At 44.5% G+C, this 18,010-nt stretch carries 16 protein-coding genes; 4 read left to right on the forward strand and 12 right to left on the reverse strand.

Going from position 1 to position 18,010, the window contains the following annotated elements; all coding sequences use genetic code 11:
* Nucleotide 1 precedes the first annotated feature (1 nt).
* The 12 genes from fabZ to rpsB all read right to left on the reverse strand — a co-directional run bounded on the left by fabZ (nucleotide 2) and on the right by rpsB (nucleotide 12,510).
* Nucleotides 2-454 carry a 3-hydroxyacyl-ACP dehydratase FabZ gene (fabZ, locus tag ACUN2T_RS21935; protein WP_021324819.1) on the reverse strand — a complete coding sequence of 151 codons (453 nt, stop codon included), beginning with the start codon at nucleotides 452-454 and terminating at the stop codon, nucleotides 2-4.
* A 120-nt stretch (nucleotides 455-574) separates the two neighbouring features.
* Complete coding sequence (gene lpxD / locus ACUN2T_RS21940) at nucleotides 575-1,603, reverse strand: UDP-3-O-(3-hydroxymyristoyl)glucosamine N-acyltransferase (RefSeq protein WP_445495033.1); 1,029 nt, start codon at nucleotides 1,601-1,603, stop codon at nucleotides 575-577.
* 3 nt (nucleotides 1,604-1,606) lie between these two features.
* The gene (gene skp / locus ACUN2T_RS21945) at nucleotides 1,607-2,104 is read right to left on the reverse strand and encodes a molecular chaperone Skp (protein ID WP_445373970.1); all 498 of its coding nucleotides are present in this window, start codon (nucleotides 2,102-2,104) and stop codon (nucleotides 1,607-1,609) included.
* Between the two features lie 126 nt (nucleotides 2,105-2,230).
* Nucleotides 2,231-4,624 carry an outer membrane protein assembly factor BamA gene (gene bamA, locus ACUN2T_RS21950; RefSeq protein ID WP_445497953.1) on the reverse strand — a complete coding sequence of 798 codons (2,394 nt, stop codon included), beginning with the start codon at nucleotides 4,622-4,624 and terminating at the stop codon, nucleotides 2,231-2,233.
* 34 nt (nucleotides 4,625-4,658) lie between these two features.
* Complete coding sequence (rseP, locus tag ACUN2T_RS21955; protein WP_445495034.1) at nucleotides 4,659-6,014, reverse strand: sigma E protease regulator RseP; 1,356 nt, start codon at nucleotides 6,012-6,014, stop codon at nucleotides 4,659-4,661.
* A 29-nt stretch (nucleotides 6,015-6,043) separates the two neighbouring features.
* Complete coding sequence (gene cdsA / locus ACUN2T_RS21960) at nucleotides 6,044-6,892, reverse strand: phosphatidate cytidylyltransferase (protein ID WP_445495035.1); 849 nt, start codon at nucleotides 6,890-6,892, stop codon at nucleotides 6,044-6,046.
* Nucleotides 6,893-6,901: 9 nt separating this feature from the next.
* Nucleotides 6,902-7,663 (reverse strand): (2E,6E)-farnesyl-diphosphate-specific ditrans,polycis-undecaprenyl-diphosphate synthase, encoded by a 762-nt coding sequence (gene ispU / locus ACUN2T_RS21965; RefSeq protein ID WP_445497954.1) that lies wholly within the window; start codon nucleotides 7,661-7,663, stop codon nucleotides 6,902-6,904.
* A gap of 217 nt (nucleotides 7,664-7,880) precedes the next feature.
* Nucleotides 7,881-9,080: a 1-deoxy-D-xylulose-5-phosphate reductoisomerase gene (ispC, locus tag ACUN2T_RS21970; protein ID WP_445495036.1), complete on the reverse strand. Its 1,200-nt coding sequence runs from the start codon at nucleotides 9,078-9,080 to the stop codon at nucleotides 7,881-7,883.
* 142 nt (nucleotides 9,081-9,222) lie between these two features.
* Entirely contained in the window at nucleotides 9,223-9,780 is a 558-nt protein-coding gene (gene frr, locus ACUN2T_RS21975; protein WP_445495037.1) for a ribosome recycling factor, read from the reverse strand.
* A 119-nt stretch (nucleotides 9,781-9,899) separates the two neighbouring features.
* A complete protein-coding gene (pyrH, locus tag ACUN2T_RS21980; RefSeq protein WP_350306752.1) occupies nucleotides 9,900-10,628 on the reverse strand; it encodes a UMP kinase in 729 nt (242 codons plus the stop codon).
* A 148-nt stretch (nucleotides 10,629-10,776) separates the two neighbouring features.
* Nucleotides 10,777-11,634: a translation elongation factor Ts gene (gene tsf / locus ACUN2T_RS21985; protein ID WP_445495038.1), complete on the reverse strand. Its 858-nt coding sequence runs from the start codon at nucleotides 11,632-11,634 to the stop codon at nucleotides 10,777-10,779.
* A gap of 150 nt (nucleotides 11,635-11,784) precedes the next feature.
* Nucleotides 11,785-12,510: a 30S ribosomal protein S2 gene (gene rpsB, locus ACUN2T_RS21990; RefSeq protein WP_445495039.1), complete on the reverse strand. Its 726-nt coding sequence runs from the start codon at nucleotides 12,508-12,510 to the stop codon at nucleotides 11,785-11,787.
* Nucleotides 12,511-12,938: 428 nt separating this feature from the next.
* Here rpsB and map point away from each other — a divergent pair, with 428 nt between their 5' ends.
* The 4 genes from map (at nucleotide 12,939) to ACUN2T_RS22010 (ending at nucleotide 17,993) form a co-directional block, all read left to right on the forward strand.
* Nucleotides 12,939-13,736: a type I methionyl aminopeptidase gene (map, locus tag ACUN2T_RS21995; RefSeq protein ID WP_445495040.1), complete on the forward strand. Its 798-nt coding sequence runs from the start codon at nucleotides 12,939-12,941 to the stop codon at nucleotides 13,734-13,736.
* 138 nt (nucleotides 13,737-13,874) lie between these two features.
* Nucleotides 13,875-16,523 carry a bifunctional uridylyltransferase/uridylyl-removing protein GlnD gene (gene glnD, locus ACUN2T_RS22000; protein WP_445495041.1) on the forward strand — a complete coding sequence of 883 codons (2,649 nt, stop codon included), beginning with the start codon at nucleotides 13,875-13,877 and terminating at the stop codon, nucleotides 16,521-16,523.
* A 49-nt stretch (nucleotides 16,524-16,572) separates the two neighbouring features.
* Nucleotides 16,573-17,397: a 2,3,4,5-tetrahydropyridine-2,6-dicarboxylate N-succinyltransferase gene (gene dapD / locus ACUN2T_RS22005; protein WP_445495042.1), complete on the forward strand. Its 825-nt coding sequence runs from the start codon at nucleotides 16,573-16,575 to the stop codon at nucleotides 17,395-17,397.
* Between the two features lie 209 nt (nucleotides 17,398-17,606).
* Complete coding sequence (locus tag ACUN2T_RS22010) at nucleotides 17,607-17,993, forward strand: DUF3461 family protein (protein ID WP_445495043.1); 387 nt, start codon at nucleotides 17,607-17,609, stop codon at nucleotides 17,991-17,993.
* Nucleotides 17,994-18,010: the final 17 nt, after the last annotated feature.

Consider the following 18,010-nt stretch of genomic DNA (forward strand, 5'->3'; position numbering starts at 1 on the left):
ACTAGACCTCACGACGGCGAGCGCACATCATTTCTGCTTCGCAAACCACTTCCCCATCGACTTTTGCTACGCCTCTACAACGAGCAACCCCTCGACGCTCTTTAATAAATTCAACTTCTAAAATCATTTGGTCCCCAGGCACTACCGGGCGTTTAAAACGGGCACCATCAATAGCGGCAAAATAATAGAGTTCATTAGGCTCCAGTTTACCCACACTTTTAAATGCCAGAATTCCGGTGGCCTGTGCCATAGCTTCAAGGATCAGAACACCAGGGAAGATAGGTTTGCCTGGGAAATGCCCCTGAAAGAAGGGTTCGTTAAAAGATACATTTTTAACTGCACGTAGGAATTTACCTTCCTCAAAATCAAGAACGCGATCCACCAACAAAAACGGATAACGATGCGGAAGCAGATCTAAAATTTCTTCAATGTGCAGAGTATGATTATCACTCATCTAAATACTCTTCCTGTCTAAAAAGGACTAATTATATTAACGACACGGCCCGCTTAAACCCCAAATCCAGAGTTCCCAGGCAGGCCGCAAAAATAAGACACAACCAAAAATATAGTGCAATTACTCGTTTTTGCCTTCCAGCTTACTCTCCAGTGACTTAAGACGTTTATTCATTTCATTGATATTCATGACTAAAGCTGCTGTCTTACGCCAAACTTTATTTGGTTGTGACGGAATGCCAGAAGAGTATACACCAGGTTCAGTGATTGGACGCATCACCATACTCATCCCCGTGACTGTTACCTTATCACAGATTTCCATATGTCCATTAATGACACTGGCACCACCAATCATACAATAACGCCCAATTTTCAGGCTACCGGCCATGATCACACCGCCAGCAACTGCTGTATTATCACCAATAATAACATTATGGGCAATCTGACACTGGTTATCGATAATGACGCCATTACCGATAATGGTATTGTCCAGCGCACCCCGATCGATAGTTGTGCAGGCACCAATCTCAACCCGGTCACCAATAATGACTGAACCTAATTGAGGGATTTTAACCCAATTACCGCGATCATTCGCATAGCCAAAGCCATCAGATCCGATAACGGCCCCTGACTGAATCAAACATTGCTCACCAATTTCAACATTATGGTAAACAGAGACATTTGCCCAAAAGCGGCTTCCCGCGCCAATATGTGTATTTTTGCCAATAAAGCAACCAGCACCGATCACAACATTGTCACCAAAAACAACACCGGATTCGATAACAGCATTAGCGCCAACAGAAACATTTTTACCCAAAGTTGCCTGAGGTGAAATTACCGCAGAAGGGTGAATATCTTGTGCAGGAACCGGTGTTGTATCCATAATCTGAGCCATATAGGCATAAGCCAGATAAGGATTGGCCACAACCAACGCCGGAACATTACAATAAGGAAGATCTGACTCGCAGAGAACAACAGCGGCAGCCTGACATTCACCTAAACGTTCACGGTAACGGCTGTCAGACAAAAAAGTGATCTGTTCGTTATTGGCCGAATGCATTGGGGCAATACTGGTGATGACCACATCGCCATCACCATGTAATTGTGCATTCAACTGTTGAGCTAAATCAGCCAATCGAATTGAAGACATCTATTATTTAACCTGTTTCAATACACTTGCAGTAATGTCTTTGCCAGATACTGAATAAGCAACAGCATTCGCATCAACTACAACGTCATAGCCTTCTTTACCTGCAACTACTTTGATTGCGTCCTGAATACGGCTCAGAATTTTGTTGCGTTCTTCCATTTGGCGACGACGATTATCTTGCTCAAAAGCCTGGGCTTTTTTGCCGAATTCTTCACGCTTAGCCATAACATCTTTTTCCAGATTAGTACGCTCGCTGGATTTCATGGTAGAACCATCGCGCTGTAATTTCTGAATTTTGGTCTGCAAATCAGCTTCCATTCTTTGCAGTTCAGATGCGCGGCTTTTGAACTCATTTTCCAACTGTTTCGCAACAGCTTCACGGGCAGGCAACTGCTGGAAAATCTCACCGACATTTACAACGGCAATTTTGTCTGCTGCCTGAGCACCAGCAGAAAAAGCTAATGCAATACCGAGGCTTGCTGCACACAACAATTTCTTCACTATAAACTCCTTAAACCACGCTATCTGTAACATGTTGGAAAACTTCGTTAATGCCCTGAAACCAATGATTTCAAAGCTTGCTTTATCAATAATCTGTTTTATCAATAATAAGATAAAAACGCATTATCACCAGGTTTTGCCAATATTAAATTGGAATTGTTCTGATCTATCACCTTCGTAGTCTTTGATCGGCTTAGCATAAGAGAACACCAGCGGCCCCAAAGGAGATATCCATTGCAATGCAATACCCGCCGAAACGCGGATATTACCTGGTTTACTGTAATCAGGTATACCTTTGGCTTTCATTACAGCAGAATCACTCCAATCAGTATCCCAAACCGTACCTGAATCAATAAAGAATGAAGTTCGGACAGAATTCGAGTATTTACCATCAAGGAATGGCGTTGGTGTGATCAACTCAAGGCTGGCGACTGCCATTGCGTTCCCTCCCACAGCATCACGAGATGGGCTATTTTCCTTAGGACTTCCGTCCTTATTCAGGTAAATAGCCTTAGGACCGATATTGTTGGAACGGAAACCACGAACGGTACTGGCACCACCTGCATAGAAGTTCTCATAGAATGGTAACTCTTTACCGCCGACCCCATCACCATAGCCTAAACGACTGCGTCCCAAAATCACCCAAGTACGCGCATCATTAATTGGATAATACGCAGATGTATCAAAAGTTACTTTATAGAACTCGTTATCCGAACCAGGAATGGTCACTTTACCGTTCAGAGTCGATTTCACACCCGATGTTGGGAAAAAACCACGGTCAAGGTTGTTGTATGTCCAACCTACATTCAGAGAGAAGTCATCCGCTTTAAAGTCAGCTTTACTTTCAAGATTTGGATTCTCACCCATAGACTTCAGATAGCGCCACATTGCTGCCTGAGGGAGCATCTCGGACAGAGAGTTATGAATATAGCCCAACCCAAAACGTAAGGAGTTATTTTCATTAATCGGGAAACCAAGGAAACCATCTATACCATAACTTTGGTTGGTATAACCGGACAAGTCAGCATCATCAGCTCTGAAATCGTTATAGAATACCCGACCACCGAGACTCACCCCATTAACCGTAAAATAAGGATCGGTAAAAGAGATTTCTGCATAGGTTGAGTAGTCATTCTTACTGGCATTCACCCCAACAGAGTTGCCTGTTCCCAACCAGTTATCCTGTTGAGCGCCAATCTGGAAACTGACGCCACTTTCAGTACCGAAACCAACCCCAAAGTTCAGAGAACCAGTATTACGCTCCTTAACTTTATAAACGATATCGACCTGATCAGGGCTGCCGGGTATACGCTGAGTTTCAACATCCACAGTTTCGAAATAACCCAAGCGATTAAGACGTTCTTTACCCAACTCAACCAGATCACTCCCCAGCCATGCGCCTTCCATCTGGCGCATTTCACGACGCAAAACGGAGTCTTTACTGGTGTCATTACCGGAGAAACGGATTTTACGAACATAGAAACGGTTACCTGCATCAATGTTGACATGCAGTTTTACTGTTTTGTCCTGATCATTAATTTCAGGTTGAGTCATCACCCGTGGGTAAGCATAACCATAACGGCCAAGCAAATTTTTAATTTCACTTTCCATTTTAGTCACTTGAGTCCCGTTATACAGAGAACCCGGCTCAATGTTAGCCAGTTTAGTGATTTCTGACTGATAGCCGGCCATATTACCGTTCAGGTCAATACCAGATATTTTGTATTGATCCCCCTCAGTAATATTCAACGTGACATAAATACTTTTTTTATCCGGCGTCAAACTGACCTGAGTCGAATCAATGTTAAAACGGGCATAACCGCGATCAAGGTAAAAACTGCGCAGCGCTTCAAGGTCACCAGCCAGTTTTTGTTTCTGATATTTCTGATCAGCAGTCAGATTCCACCACGGCACATCATCTCTGAGTTGGAAACGATTCAATAACTCATCAGAAGAAAATGATTTGTTACCTACGATGTTAATCTGCTGAATTTTTGCCGAAACACCTTCAGCGAAAACCAGTTTTAAATCAACACGATTGCGTGGAAGTGGCGTAACAACCGCTTTTACACTGGCGTTGTATTTACCCACACTGTAATAGAAATCCTCCAGCCCTTTTTCGATATTGGACAAAATAGTACGATCAAGAGCTTCACCGACACGAACATGAGATGCTTCAAGATTCTGTTTCAGCATGTCATCTTTCACCGATTTATTTCCAGAGAAAGTAATACTGGCAATAGTCGGCCGTTCTTTTACCTGAACAATAAGTGTATTGCCATCACGCAGGACACGAACGTCTTCAAAGTTACCAGTAGCAAATAGTGCATGAATGGTACGACCGATATCTTCATCGCTGACCGTATCACCTACGCGAACTGGCATGTTCAGTAATGCTGCACCTACGGCAACGCGTTGAAGACCTTCAAAGTGAATATCCCGAACCACGAACCCGTCTGCACCGTATGCAGTGGCGCTGCCAAACAGCAGCGACGCTATGAGTAACTTTTTCATCGCCATCGTTGTAATGCGTCTTCCTAACCGGTCTTCCGCTCTAGAAGCGGGAGAAATCATTGAAAAGTGCAAGCCCCATCAATAGCACCAGTACTATGGCACCGATGCGATAGCTGAAGTCTTGTACACGCTCGGAAACTGGCCCACCTTTTATCTTTTCGATAATCAAGAAGAGCAAGTGTCCACCATCTAACACAGGTAATGGAACCAAGTTAATGATCCCAAGATTGACACTTATTAGCGCCAAAAACATCAAATAATACACCAAGCCTGAATCAGCCGACACCCCTGCCCCTTTGGCAATAGAGATAGGCCCACTCAAGTTGTTAACTTTCACATCACCAACGATCAACTTACCCATCATACTGACAGTTAACCGCATCAGTTGCCAAGTCTTGTCTCCTGCCTGATAAATGGCAGAGAAAGGCCCGTATTGCTGAACTATTTTATATTCGTCTGCTAATGGTATAACCCTCAGTTCCACACCGGCAAAGCCAACTTCCTTACCCCTGGCTTGCTGTCTTACTTCCGGTGTCATAGAAAGAGAAATAATATGACCCCCCCTATCTACTGAAAGTTCCAGCGGGACGTTCGGATTATTGCTAACAAAGGATGTAAAGGTATGCCAAGCATCTATTTCCTGACCATTGACTTTAACTATCCTATCCCCCTTTTGTAAACCGGCCTTTTCCGCTGCGGTACCGGGAGTCACATTCTCCAGCAGAGAATCCAAACGAGGGCTGACAGGCATAATCCCTAATGACAACACAGGATCCTGTTTATCGGGGTTAAAGCGCCATTGCTGCAAATCCAGAATTTTCTCTACCGGATGCGATGAACCTGGAGGTATGACCTGAACAGTCAGGTTCTCATCACCTATTTTACCTATCAGAGCAAAACGAACTGAATTCCAGTCAGGCGTTTCGATACCATCTACGGATTTTAGTTCCATGCCTGATGAAATATTTGCTTGTGCCGCAATAGAATCTGGTTTGATATCTGCAATGACAGGGCGTATTGCCGGCACACCAATAATAAACACCAACCAATAAACCACAACCGCCAGTAAAAAGTTAGCAATTGGCCCAGCACTGACAACCGCCGCACGCTGACCAATAGTTTTATTATTGAATGCCATATGGCGGTGTTCAGGAGAAACAGGTGAAACACGCTCATCAAGCATTTTCACATATCCCCCTAGTGGAATAAGGGCTATGACATATTCAGTTCCCTGACGATCCGTACGCCGCCATAGTGCTTTACCAAAACCAATGGAGAAACGTTCAACATGAATACCACACTTTCTGGCTACCCAAAAATGACCGAATTCATGCACAGTGATCAATATACCCAGCGCAATAATAAAAGCCGCCAGATTCCAAAGAATTCCCATCATATTCCTTTAAACACCGTCAAACAGAGAAATCAAAATACCAGCAATATCAGGCCGGCAAAGACAGGGATCGCCGCAGTCAGGCTATCGATACGATCCATAACACCGCCATGTCCCGGAATTAGCTGACTGCTATCTTTAATACCAGATTCACGTTTGAACATACTCTCAGTCAAATCACCAAATACCGAAGCGATAACAACAATGGCAGAACACAACATGAGTTTTTCAGGCATTACTGGCACTGGCGCATATTGACCAAATAACCATGAAATAATAGCTGCGGTTATTAAACCACCCACTAATCCTTCCAGCGTTTTTCCTGGCGAAACTTTTGGCGCCATTTTGTGTTTACCTAAAGTACGTCCGAATAGATAAGCACCAGAGTCAGCGCCCCATACCAGCAACATGACATACAGCAACCACCATGCACCGTGATATGAATTGTCATCATATCCCTGAGTCCGTAAGACCATCATTCCACAGTAAAACGGCACTAATGTCAGGGCACCAAACAAGAGGCGCAATAACATGGATTTCTTCCAGATTAAAGCGGAAGAAGGATAGGTAACAACCAGAAGAGTCGCAACGATCCACCAAATCATCCCCATCCATAGGATAAAGGTGATTTGCTGTTGTTCAATCAAATCAGTGAAATCTGGCAGAGTATATTGTAAGGCCAATAAACCGATAGCAAATAGAACAGCTAGAATAACCCGTTTCTTTTGGCTAAATAAGCTGGCGAATTGCCCCCATTCCCATGCAGCAAGGACTGAGACAGCTATAATAACCAGCCCGAAAGCGGCTGGTGGCAGCAAGAACAGAGCGGCAATCACAAGAGGGATTAATATCACAGCCGTTATAAGGCGGTACTTCAGCAAGAGTTCCTCCTATGATCCCACATTGGCATCGTCTGGTATTGTTCCGCCAAACCGGCGTTCTCTTTTGGCAAAGGCATTAATTGCACCTTCAAAAACGGTTTCATTAAAATCAGGCCAGAGTATATCGGTAAAATAGAATTCTGCATAAGCTATCTGCCATAACAGAAAATTACTTATACGATGTTCACCGCCGGTTCTGATGACCAAATCAACCTGAGGCTGCTGACTCAGATTAATGTAATTATTGACTAATTCCTCAGTAATATCCTGTGGTTCAAGGGAATTATCCTTAATCTGCCGGGCAATTTTCTGAACACTTTGAACTATATCCCAACGACCACCATAATTTGCAGCAATGTTAAGTTGCAGACCAGTATTACTAGCAGTCAACTTAACCGAGCGACAGATACGCTCCTGCAAACGCTCACTGAACCGGCTGATATCACCAATAACAGATAATCTAATATTATGTTTATGTAAACTTTTGATTTCGCTATCTAGTGCAAAAATAAACAACTCCATTAAAGAGCTGACTTCCTGCTCCGGCCGGTTCCAGTTTTCACTGCTGAAAGCGTACAGAGTCAACGACTCAATTTTGTGTTTAGCCGAGAAACTCACCGCACTCCGTACCGCCTTAATCCCTGCACGATGACCAAAGACTCTTAATTTCCCACGCCTCTTTGCCCAACGGCCATTGCCATCCATAATAATGGCAACGTGCTTAGGTAATAATGACGACAAATCGTTCTGATGATGATCGCTGGATAATATCACTCAATTAATCCTATACTGGTTAGGGTAATTCTCTTGCAAATTTAAGCATCCAAACATAAAAAAGCCGTGTTTTGTATCACGACTTGGGCAAGGACCTAATTATCTGAAAGAAAACCCTCCAAAATCTGAACTGTTAATTATACCAACCAACAGTTATACGAAAACTATACCATCAGGTAAAAATGCGAACAAATACCCATTTGCCAAAGCAACACTATCTAATAAACGAGCTGATAGTCTTTATAGCTAAATCTCTTGCGAGCTTATCAATCTGTAAGACTTCTTCAATGCTCTGAGGTTCCGGTAAATTTAATTTTTCTACAACCTGCCGATTTATGATAGCAATATCTGTGAAAGAGATTCCATTTTGTAAAAAAACTTTAACGATTTCTTCATTCGCCGCATTCAGCGCTGTAGTTGCAGCCTGACCTTCGTGGCAAGCTTCAATAGCCAGCTGCAAACAGGGATAGCGTTCATAATCTGGTTTCGAAAAAGTCAGTGTGCCTAAAGAACAAAAATCGAGAGGTTCAACACCGGAAGCAATACGATTTGGGTATGCCATTGCATAGGCAATCGGCGTACACATGTCCGGGGTTCCTAGTTGAGCGATAACGCTACCATCCTGATAACGGACCATCGAGTGAATGACCGACTGAGGATGAATCACCACTTCCATTTCCGCAGCAGATGCATTGAACAAACAACACGCCTCAATGTATTCCAGGCCTTTATTCATCATTGTCGCAGAATCTACAGAAATCTTGCGCCCCATCGACCAATTCGGGTGGGCACAAGCCTGGTCCGGTGTCGCAAAGGCCAACTGTTCCAAAGGCGTATGGCGAAAAGGCCCACCCGAACCTGTCAGAATGATATTAGCAACCCCGTATTGTTTCAGATCCCCGCACCCAAGATTCTGTTGTATAGCCTCAGGTAAACTCTGGAAAATAGCATTATGCTCGCTGTCAATGGGTAACAATTGAGCATTATGCTTCACCACGGCATCCATAAAAAATCGGCCGCTGGTGATCAGCGATTCTTTATTCGCAAGCAAAATCTGTTTACCCGCCCGGATAGCGGCCAGTGTTGGCAGCAAACCCGCAACACCGACAATCGCAGACATTACCTGATCAACATCATTCAAAGCAGCCAGATCACATGCAGCCTGTTCGCCGAAAAGTACTTCGGTCTTACAACAACCTTGTTCAATAAGCAACTGCCTAAGCTCTTTTGCGGAAACTTCATCCGCCATCACAGCATATTGAGGCTGAAATTCCAGACATTGCTCAACCATAACCTGAACATTCTTCCCGGCGGCAAGCGCCGTTATTTCAAATTTATCAGGATGATTGCGCACTACAGTAAGTGTACTTTTGCCTATGGAACCTGTGGAACCAAGGATGGTCAACCTTTTCATACTGATGCTCTGAATTGCTCTGTTTGATGTATATCGATACTTGTCTGATTTGTCTGGCTATGAATGCCCATGACCTCAGAGAAATGCCGGATAAAAAATAGCGCCGCACGATAGCGACGCTTGATATATCTCACGAAAGAGATTAGAACTCCATCAATTCTTCTTCTTTCTTAGCTAAAGCTTCATCAACTTTTTTGATGAAATTATCAGTCAACTTCTGAATATCATCCTGTGCACGACGCTCATCATCTTCACTGATCTCTTTATCTTTCAATAAGGCTTTGATTTTATCGTTAGCATCACGACGAATATTACGCACAGAAACACGTCCTTGTTCAGCTTCGCCACGAACCACTTTAATCAGATCCTTACGACGTTCTTCTGTCAATGGAGGCAAAGGAACACGGATTGTTGTACCCGCAGAAGAGGGATTCAGGCCTAAATCAGAAGCCATGATTGCCTTTTCAATCGCCGGAGTCATAGTACGATCAAATACCGTAATAGCCAGAGTACGTGCATCCTCAGCGATGACATTAGCAATCTGACGTAGAGGTGTAGGCGCACCATAATACTCAATAGTGATACCGTCCAACAGACTTGGAGAAGCACGGCCAGTGCGAACCTTACTGATTTGGTTTTTAAGTGCTTCGACGCTTTTTTCCATACGGTCTTGTGCGTCTTTTTTGATTTCATTAATCACGTTACAAACCCTTGGGAACTGGTTGTTTTTCAAGCCATAAGTCATTATGACCATGTTTATTACATTTGACGTATCAGGCGACTAATCATACCGCCAAACATCTCGGGTGTCTCTGAACATTATTCGTGGAAAATCAGGGTACCTTCATTTTCACCCATTACCACACGACGCAGCGCACCCGGTTTATTCATATTAAATACACGAATTGGTAAGCTATGATCACGAGCCAAAGTAAATGCCGCCAAATCCATGACTTTTAATTCACGCTCTAATACCTGCTGATAAGACAACTTATCGAACAATACCGCTTCCGCATCTTTAGCCGGATCAGCAGAGTAAACACCATCTACTTTAGTTGCTTTTAGCACAACATCTGCTTCAATCTCAATACCACGCAAACATGCTGCCGAATCTGTAGTAAAGAACGGATTGCCAGTACCCGCAGAGAAAATAACAACCCGACCATGACGTAACAAACTAATCGCTTCTGCCCAACTATAGTTATCGCAAACGCCATTTAAAGGAATAGCTGACATTAGACGGGCGTTCACATAGGCGCGGTGTAATGCATCCCGCATAGCCAAACCATTCATTACTGTTGCCAACATGCCCATGTGGTCGCCTACTACACGGTTCATCCCTGCTTCAGCCAAACCCGCGCCACGAAACAGGTTACCCCCGCCAATTACGACACCGACCTGTATGCCTAACTCAACCAGTTCTTTGATCTCTTGAGCCATGCGGTCTAAGACGCTGGCATCTATACCAAAACCTTCTGCACCTTGCAGGGCTTCGCCACTGAGCTTAAGCAGGATACGCTGATATACGGGTTTTGCATTGGTTGCCATGATGTTCTGTCCTAAAGCAGAAAAGTATATTGGGGATTTACATACATCCAAGCCACTCTGACCAGATGCAAAAACTCAACGCCTACTGAAATAGACGGTTTAGATTAGATAAAACAGAACCGCCATTTGGCGGCTCTGTTTATAGAAATTAAGACTGTTTACTCATTGCAGCAACTTCTGCTGCGAAGTCAGCCTCAACTTTCTCAATACCTTCACCAACTTCATAACGGATGAAGCTAGTCACTTTAGCATTGTTCTCTTTCAACAGATCGCCAACCGTTTTGCTTGGGTCCATCACGAAATGCTGACCCGTCAGAGAGATCTCGCCGGTGAATTTGTTCATACGGCCAAGAACCATTTTCTCTGCGATTTCGCGTGGTTTACCAGACTGCATGGCGATATCCAACTGGATTTGGTGCTCACGCTCAACAACTTCAGCAGGGACATCACTTGGGTTAACATATTCTGGCTTGCTTGCGGCGATGTGCATAGCCACATGCTTAATCAGCTCTTCATTAGCGCCTTCAGCCGCAACCAGAACACCGATACGTGCGCCATGCAGATAAGTACCCAGTTGTTCACTTTCTAATACAGAAACGCGACGAATGTTGATGTTTTCACCGATTTTAGCAACCAGTGTAGTACGTTGTTCTTCAAACTTGGCTTTCAGAATTTCAATGTCAGAGACTTTATCAGCCAATACTGCTGCCATAACTTCTTTACCGAAAGCGATGAAGCCTGCATCTTTAGCAACGAAGTCAGTTTCACAGTTCAACTCAACCAAAGCACCGAATTTGCCATCAGCAGCCACTTCCGCCAGAATAATACCTTCAGCAGCAACACGACCCGCTTTCTTAGCCGCCTTCGCCTGACCTGATTTACGCATGTTGTCAATGGCTAACTCGATGTCACCATTAGCTTCAACCAGCGCTTTTTTACATTCCATCATACCTGCGCCAGTACGCTCACGCAGTTCTTTTACCAAAGCAGCGGTAATTCCAGACATTTGTTTTATTCCTCGATGTATCCCGCAGGAAGATAATATTCCGCATGGATAGTTCTTATATCAGATACGTAAAAGGGGGCCATAACAGGCCCCCCTAACCAATATATTTCAATACCTGGTTAATAAGGGCTCAACAATGAGCTTGCCTTATTATTCAGCTTCTACAAAGCTTTCTTCTGCCTGAACAGCCAGATCTTGAGAACGACCTTCACGAACAGCGGTAGCAACAGCACCCAAATACAGTTTTACTGCACGGATTGCGTCATCGTTACCCGGGATGATGAAATCAACACCATCTGGATCAGAGTTGGTATCAACAACAGCGAATACTGGGATACCCAGATTGTTCGCTTCTTTGATAGCAATGTGTTCATGTTCAGCATCGATAACAAACAGAGCGTCAGGTAAGCCGCCCATATCTTTGATACCGCCCAGGCTGTTTTCTAACTTACCAAGTTCACGAGAACGAATTAACGCTTCTTTCTTGGTCAGTTTGTCAAAAGTACCGTCCTGAGACTGTGCTTCTAAATCTTTCAAACGCTTGATGGACTGGCGAACGGTTTTCCAGTTAGTCAGCATACCGCCTAACCAACGGTGATTAACGAAGAATTGATCACAGCCCAGAGCTGATTCTTTAACCGCTTCGCTTGCAGCACGCTTAGTACCAACAAACAGGATCTTGCCTTTGCGTGAAGCAATTTTGTTCAGTTCAGCTAACGCGTCGTTGAACATTGGAACAGTTTTTTCCAGGTTGATGATATGCACTTTATTACGAGCACCAAAGATGAACGGCTTCATTTTTGGGTTCCAGTAACGAGTCTGGTGACCGAAGTGAACGCCCGCTTGCAGCATATCGCGCATGGAAACAGTTGCCATTGTAAACCTCTGTAAAATATTAAGTTGGGGTTATGCCTCCACGAGCCCCATAACACCGACTCTTTAGCTGCATGTTCTGCATGAGAGCACCCCGGTGTATGTGCCGACCCGTGTGTGTTATTTACACAGTGAGTATATTTTAACGCCTCTGGTGTTTTGCCTTAGAAACAAATACACAGAACGCCGGCGCGCTTTATACCATAAACCGGCTTAAGACACCAACTTTTGTTGTCATTTTCTGATAGCACAATATGGAAAGAAAAACACAGTTTTGATGGATATTCCTAGTAAAACAAGTAACGGGGGAAATATGGCTACCAACGGTTATTGGCAGATATTCTGTAGGCTGATACCATTGGTTCACTAATTTTTTCCCTATTGATAATCATACAACCAGCAGATTTGCTGGCTTTGAATGGACAAGTTTCATGGCAATCTCAATTAAAACCTCTGAAGATATTGAAAAAATGCGCGTCGCCGGCCGCCTGGCGGCGGAAGTACTGGAAATTATTGAACCTTACGTCAAACCCGGCGTGACAACGGGTGAATTGGATCGCATCTGTCACGATCACATCACCAATAAACAACAGGCTATTTCAGCTTGTCTTGGTTATCACGGTTTCCCAAAATCTGTTTGTATTTCGGTTAATGACGTCGTTTGTCACGGTATCCCAAGTGATGATAAGGCTCTGAAAAATGGCGATATCGTTAATATTGATGTGACTGTCATAAAAGAGGGCTTTCACGGCGATACTTCAAAAATGTTTATTGTTGGTAAGCCAACCATTCAGGGTGAGCGTCTATGCCACATCACTCAAGAAAGCCTCTATCTGGCACTGAAAATGGTAAAACCAGGTATTCGCCTGCGCACTCTTGGTAAAGCCATTCAACAGTTTGTTGAAGCCAAGAATTTCTCTGTGGTCCGTGAATATTGTGGTCACGGCATCGGCGCAGTCTTCCATGAGGAACCTCAAGTACTGCACTATGATGCAGATGATGGCGGTGTTGTACTGCAAAAAGGGATGGCTTTCACTATTGAACCTATGGTTAACACTGGCGATTACCGCATCCGTACCATGAAAGATGGCTGGACAGTCAAAACCAAAGACCGCGGGTTGTCGGCTCAGTATGAACACACGATTGTTGTAACTGATAACGGCTGTGAAATCATGACCTTGCGTAAAGAAGAGGAACCCGTTCTTTCCGCCGTCTTGGTTAATGAATAAGTTACATACCAAATTGTGAAGCCTTACTGAAACCATACAGGGCTTCCAATCTCTTTCTCTGGCAATATCTCCTGTTCAACACGATATTTTCTCAGTAATCTGGTCGTTATGATTCGTCTTTCTCACGGGTTCATACCTATGCCAGCAGATATCGCCACAATTCAGGCTCCTGTCCCGCCACTTTCTCCAACTGATTTTTCCTGTGATGATCTTCACTACCCGGTGCTGAAACGACACCTCGAAGAATTTCAACTTTGGCTAGAACATGCATTTAAAGCAGGAATTTCCGCAGAAGCCTTGATTTCTGCCCGCAGTGATTACATAGATCAGTTACTGAAACAGTTATGGAATGTTTATGGGTTTGATAAAATTTCATCACTTTCATTGATTGCGGTCGGCGGATACGGCCGACGAGAGCTACACCCGCTATCTGATATTGACGTACTGATACTCAGTGAGCAACCTCTCACACAACATCAAGCTCAGAATATTGGACAATTTATCACCTTACTGTGGGATATCCGGCTGGAAGTAGGCCATAGTGTTCGTACCTTCGAAGAGTGTTTGCTGGAAGGGTTGTCAGACTTGACTGTTGCGACAAATTTAATCGAATCACGGTTAATCTGCGGTGACCTGTCGCTTTTTCTTCGATTACAGCAATACACCTTCTGTGATGGTTTCTGGCCTTCCACTGAATTCTTTGATGCCAAAATTATCGAACAACACGAACGCCACAAGCGCTATCACAGCACCAGTTACAATCTGGAACCTGATATCAAAAGCAGCCCCGGAGGGTTACGGGATATCCATACCTTGCTATGGGTTGCCCGCCGCCATTTTGGAGCAACCTCAATAGATGAAATGGTCGATTTTGGTTTCCTGACTGCGGAAGAACGTAATGAATTGAATGAGTGCCAAAGCTTCCTTTGGCGTATCCGCTTTGCCCTTCATCTAGTCGTTAATCGTTATGATAATCGCCTGTTGTTTGATCGCCAATTCAGCATTGCTCAACTACTGGGCTATCAAGGAGAACGTAATCAGCCGATAGAGCGGATGATGAAAGATTTCTACCGGATGACACGCCGCGTCAGCGAACTCAACAATATGCTGCTGCAACTGTTTGATGAAGCTATTCTGGCGCTGGAAACCAATGAAAAATCCCGCCCACTGGATAGTGAATTCCAGCTACGTGGACAATTAATTGATCTGGTCGATGAGACGCTGTTTATCAAAGATCCTACAGCGATTATGCGGATGTTTTATCGCATGGCTGAACATGCTGAAGTCCAGGGCATCTATTCTACTACGTTACGCCAGCTCCGTTATGCCCGCCGCAATTTGAATCAGCCATTGTGTGAATTACCCGAAGCCCGCCAAATCTTTATGGATATCCTGCGTCACCCCAGGGCGATTGAAAGCGCATTTGTCCCTATGCACCGTCACAGTGTGCTTGGCGCTTATACACCGCTTTGGAGCAACATTGTCGGCCAGATGCAATTTGATCTGTTTCACGCATACACCGTCGATGAACATACAATCCGTGTGCTGAGAAAACTGGAAAGCTTTGCTGATGAGAACAACCGTGCAGCCCATCCACTCTGCGTTGAACTATACCCGCGTTTACCTCAGCTTGAGATCCTGCGCCTTGCTGCGCTATTTCACGATATCGCCAAAGGGCGTAACGGTGACCATTCTGAACTTGGCGCTGAAGATGCACTGGCATTTTCACTGCAACATGGGCTTAACTCACGAGAAGCTGACTTGCTGACCTGGCTGGTTCGTCATCATCTATTAATGTCAGTCACGGCTCAACGGCGAGATATCCAGGATCCGGAAGTCATTCAGCAATTTGCCCATGAAATACTCAATGAAACCCGGTTACATTATCTCATTTGCCTGACCGTCGCGGATATCTGCGCAACCAACGTCAACCTGTGGAATAGTTGGAAGCAGAGCTTATTACGGGAACTCTATTTTTCTACAGAGAGCCAACTACGCCAGGGAAATACACCGGATTTGCGGGAACGCATCCGTCATAACCGCTTTCAGGCTCTTGCGCTTCTGCGCCAGGACAATATTAACGAACAGAGACTTCATCAGCTTTGGAGCCGCTGTCATGCAGATTATTTCCTTCGCCATACACCAAGACAACTGGCATGGCACGCCCGTCATCTGGTGGCACATGGTTCTCAAGAGCCGCTGATACTGATCAGTACTAAACCAACTCGCGGTGGCACCGAGATTTTTATCTGGAGCCCGGACCGCCCTTCCCTATTTGCAGCAGTTGTCGGCGAACTGGACAGACGCAATCTCAGCGTTCATAACGCGCAGATATTTACCAACCGTGATGATATGACGATGGACACTTTTGTGGTACTGGAACCCAATGGTCACCCTTTAGCACCGGATCGTCACGACATAATACATAACGCACTTTTGCGGGTCGTTCTGGATCCTTATACCAAAACACCCAAAGCACGAAGATTGCCAACCAAACTGCGTCACTTCAATGTACCAACAAAAGTGATCTTCCTGCCTACCCACAATGAACGGCGGACCTATGTGGAGCTATTCGCGCTGGATCAACCCGGATTACTGGCCAGAGTCGGCAATATTTTTACCGAAATGGGCGTTTCACTGCATGGTGCACACATCACTACGATCGGCGAACGTGTCGAAGATTTTTTTGTGCTGGCGGATAAGGACCATAAAGCATTAGATAAAAAAGTCAGAGAAGAATTGTCAGAAAGGTTGACAGAAACCCTAAATCCAAAGGATAAAATGTAACTGAATACAAGCCCCCATGATTCGGCTGATAACCAAGGAAACAGATGTAATGCAGCAATTAAAATCCATTATCGAAAGTGCTTTTGAAAATCGCGCGACTATTACTCCAGCAACAGTCAACAGTGAAACACGTGATGCCGTTACTCAGGTCATCAATCTGCTGGACCGTGGAAAACTGCGTGTTGCAGAGAAAATTGGCAGTCAGTGGGTCACTCATCAATGGCTGAAAATGGCGGTACTGCTCTCTTTCCGTATTAATGAAAATCAGGTCATGGATGGCGCAGAAAGCCGTTATTTCGATAAAGTCCCGATGAAATTCGCTGACTACGATCACGCGAGATTTGAAAAAGAGGGTTTTCGCGTGGTTCCTCCTGCGGCAGCGCGGCAGGGAGCCTTTATCGCCCGCAACTGTGTGCTGATGCCTTCGTATGTCAACATCGGTGCCTATGTTGATGAAGGAACAATGGTAGATACCTGGGCGACTGTCGGCTCCTGTGCCCAAATTGGTAAAAACGTCCATTTATCCGGCGGCGTCGGTATCGGTGGCGTGCTGGAACCATTGCAGGCCAACCCGACCATTATTGAAGATAACTGCTTTATCGGTGCCCGTTCTGAGATCGTAGAAGGTGTCATTGTCGAAGAAGGTTCTGTGATTTCAATGGGCGTCTATATCGGTCAAAGCACCAAAATCTATGATCGTGAAACAGGCGAAATCCATTATGGCCGAGTCCCTGCCGGCTCTGTTGTGGTCTCTGGCAACCTTCCATCGAAAGATGGCAGCTACAGCTTGTATTGTGCTGTCATTGTGAAAAAAGTGGATGCTAAAACACGGGCAAAAGTGGGCATTAATGAACTCTTAAGAGCAATAGAGTAAACTTTAAAATAGCGGATAATAAGTCCGCTATTTTTTTGCTTTTTATCATCATTACCGACCTCAGTAAGTGTTATTAATATAGATAGTTTGAACGTGGGCAATGTGCACAACCCCGAACGTACGCAGAGTACATAAGGAGTACAAGCACGATCCAAATTCAAAATGACGTATTAATAACCTACTGGGAAAAATACCCTTAAGGTGGTGCCATGTACGATAATTTAAAGAGTTTGGGGATCACATATCCCGAAGAGATTGACCGCTACAGCCTGCGCCAGGAAGCTAACAATGACATCCTGAAAATCTATTTTCGCAAGGATAAAGGTGAATTCTTTGCCAAAAGCGTGAAATTCAAATACCCACGTCAACGCAAAACGGTTGCTTCAGACAATCCAGAGCAAGGATACAAAGAGATCAACGAAATCAATACTAACCTACGTTATGTGATTGAAGAGTTGGATCAAATTTGCAAACGTGATCAGGCAGAAGTCGATTTGAAACATAAAATCCTTGATGACCTGCGCCATCTTGAACACGTTGTTGCCAATAAAATTGCCGAGATTGAAGCCGACCTGGAAAAATTAACCCGTAAATAAAGCGATTCATATATCAC

It is taken from the genome of Photorhabdus machadonis, from assembly GCF_052657765.1.

Bases quoted from the DNA above. Each gene is read 5' to 3' on its own strand.
- bamA (WP_445497953.1), bottom strand. From the start codon at position 4,624: ATGGCGATGAAAAAGTTACTCATAGCGTCGCTGCTGTTTGGCAGCGCC.
- ispC (WP_445495036.1), bottom strand. From the start codon at position 9,080: ATGAAAAGGTTGACCATCCTTGGTTCCACAGGTTCCATAGGCAAAAGT.
- map (WP_445495040.1), top strand. From the start codon at position 12,939: ATGGCAATCTCAATTAAAACCTCTGAAGATATTGAAAAAATGCGCGTC.
- dapD (WP_445495042.1), top strand. From the start codon at position 16,573: ATGCAGCAATTAAAATCCATTATCGAAAGTGCTTTTGAAAATCGCGCG.
- pyrH (WP_350306752.1), bottom strand. From the start codon at position 10,628: ATGGCAACCAATGCAAAACCCGTATATCAGCGTATCCTGCTTAAGCTC.
- fabZ (WP_021324819.1), bottom strand. From the start codon at position 454: ATGAGTGATAATCATACTCTGCACATTGAAGAAATTTTAGATCTGCTT.
- rseP (WP_445495034.1), bottom strand. From the start codon at position 6,014: ATGATGGGAATTCTTTGGAATCTGGCGGCTTTTATTATTGCGCTGGGT.
- tsf (WP_445495038.1), bottom strand. From the start codon at position 11,634: ATGTCTGGAATTACCGCTGCTTTGGTAAAAGAACTGCGTGAGCGTACT.
- rpsB (WP_445495039.1), bottom strand. From the start codon at position 12,510: ATGGCAACTGTTTCCATGCGCGATATGCTGCAAGCGGGCGTTCACTTC.
- glnD (WP_445495041.1), top strand. From the start codon at position 13,875: ATGCCAGCAGATATCGCCACAATTCAGGCTCCTGTCCCGCCACTTTCT.
- lpxD (WP_445495033.1), bottom strand. From the start codon at position 1,603: ATGTCTTCAATTCGATTGGCTGATTTAGCTCAACAGTTGAATGCACAA.
- ACUN2T_RS22010 (WP_445495043.1), top strand. From the start codon at position 17,607: ATGTACGATAATTTAAAGAGTTTGGGGATCACATATCCCGAAGAGATT.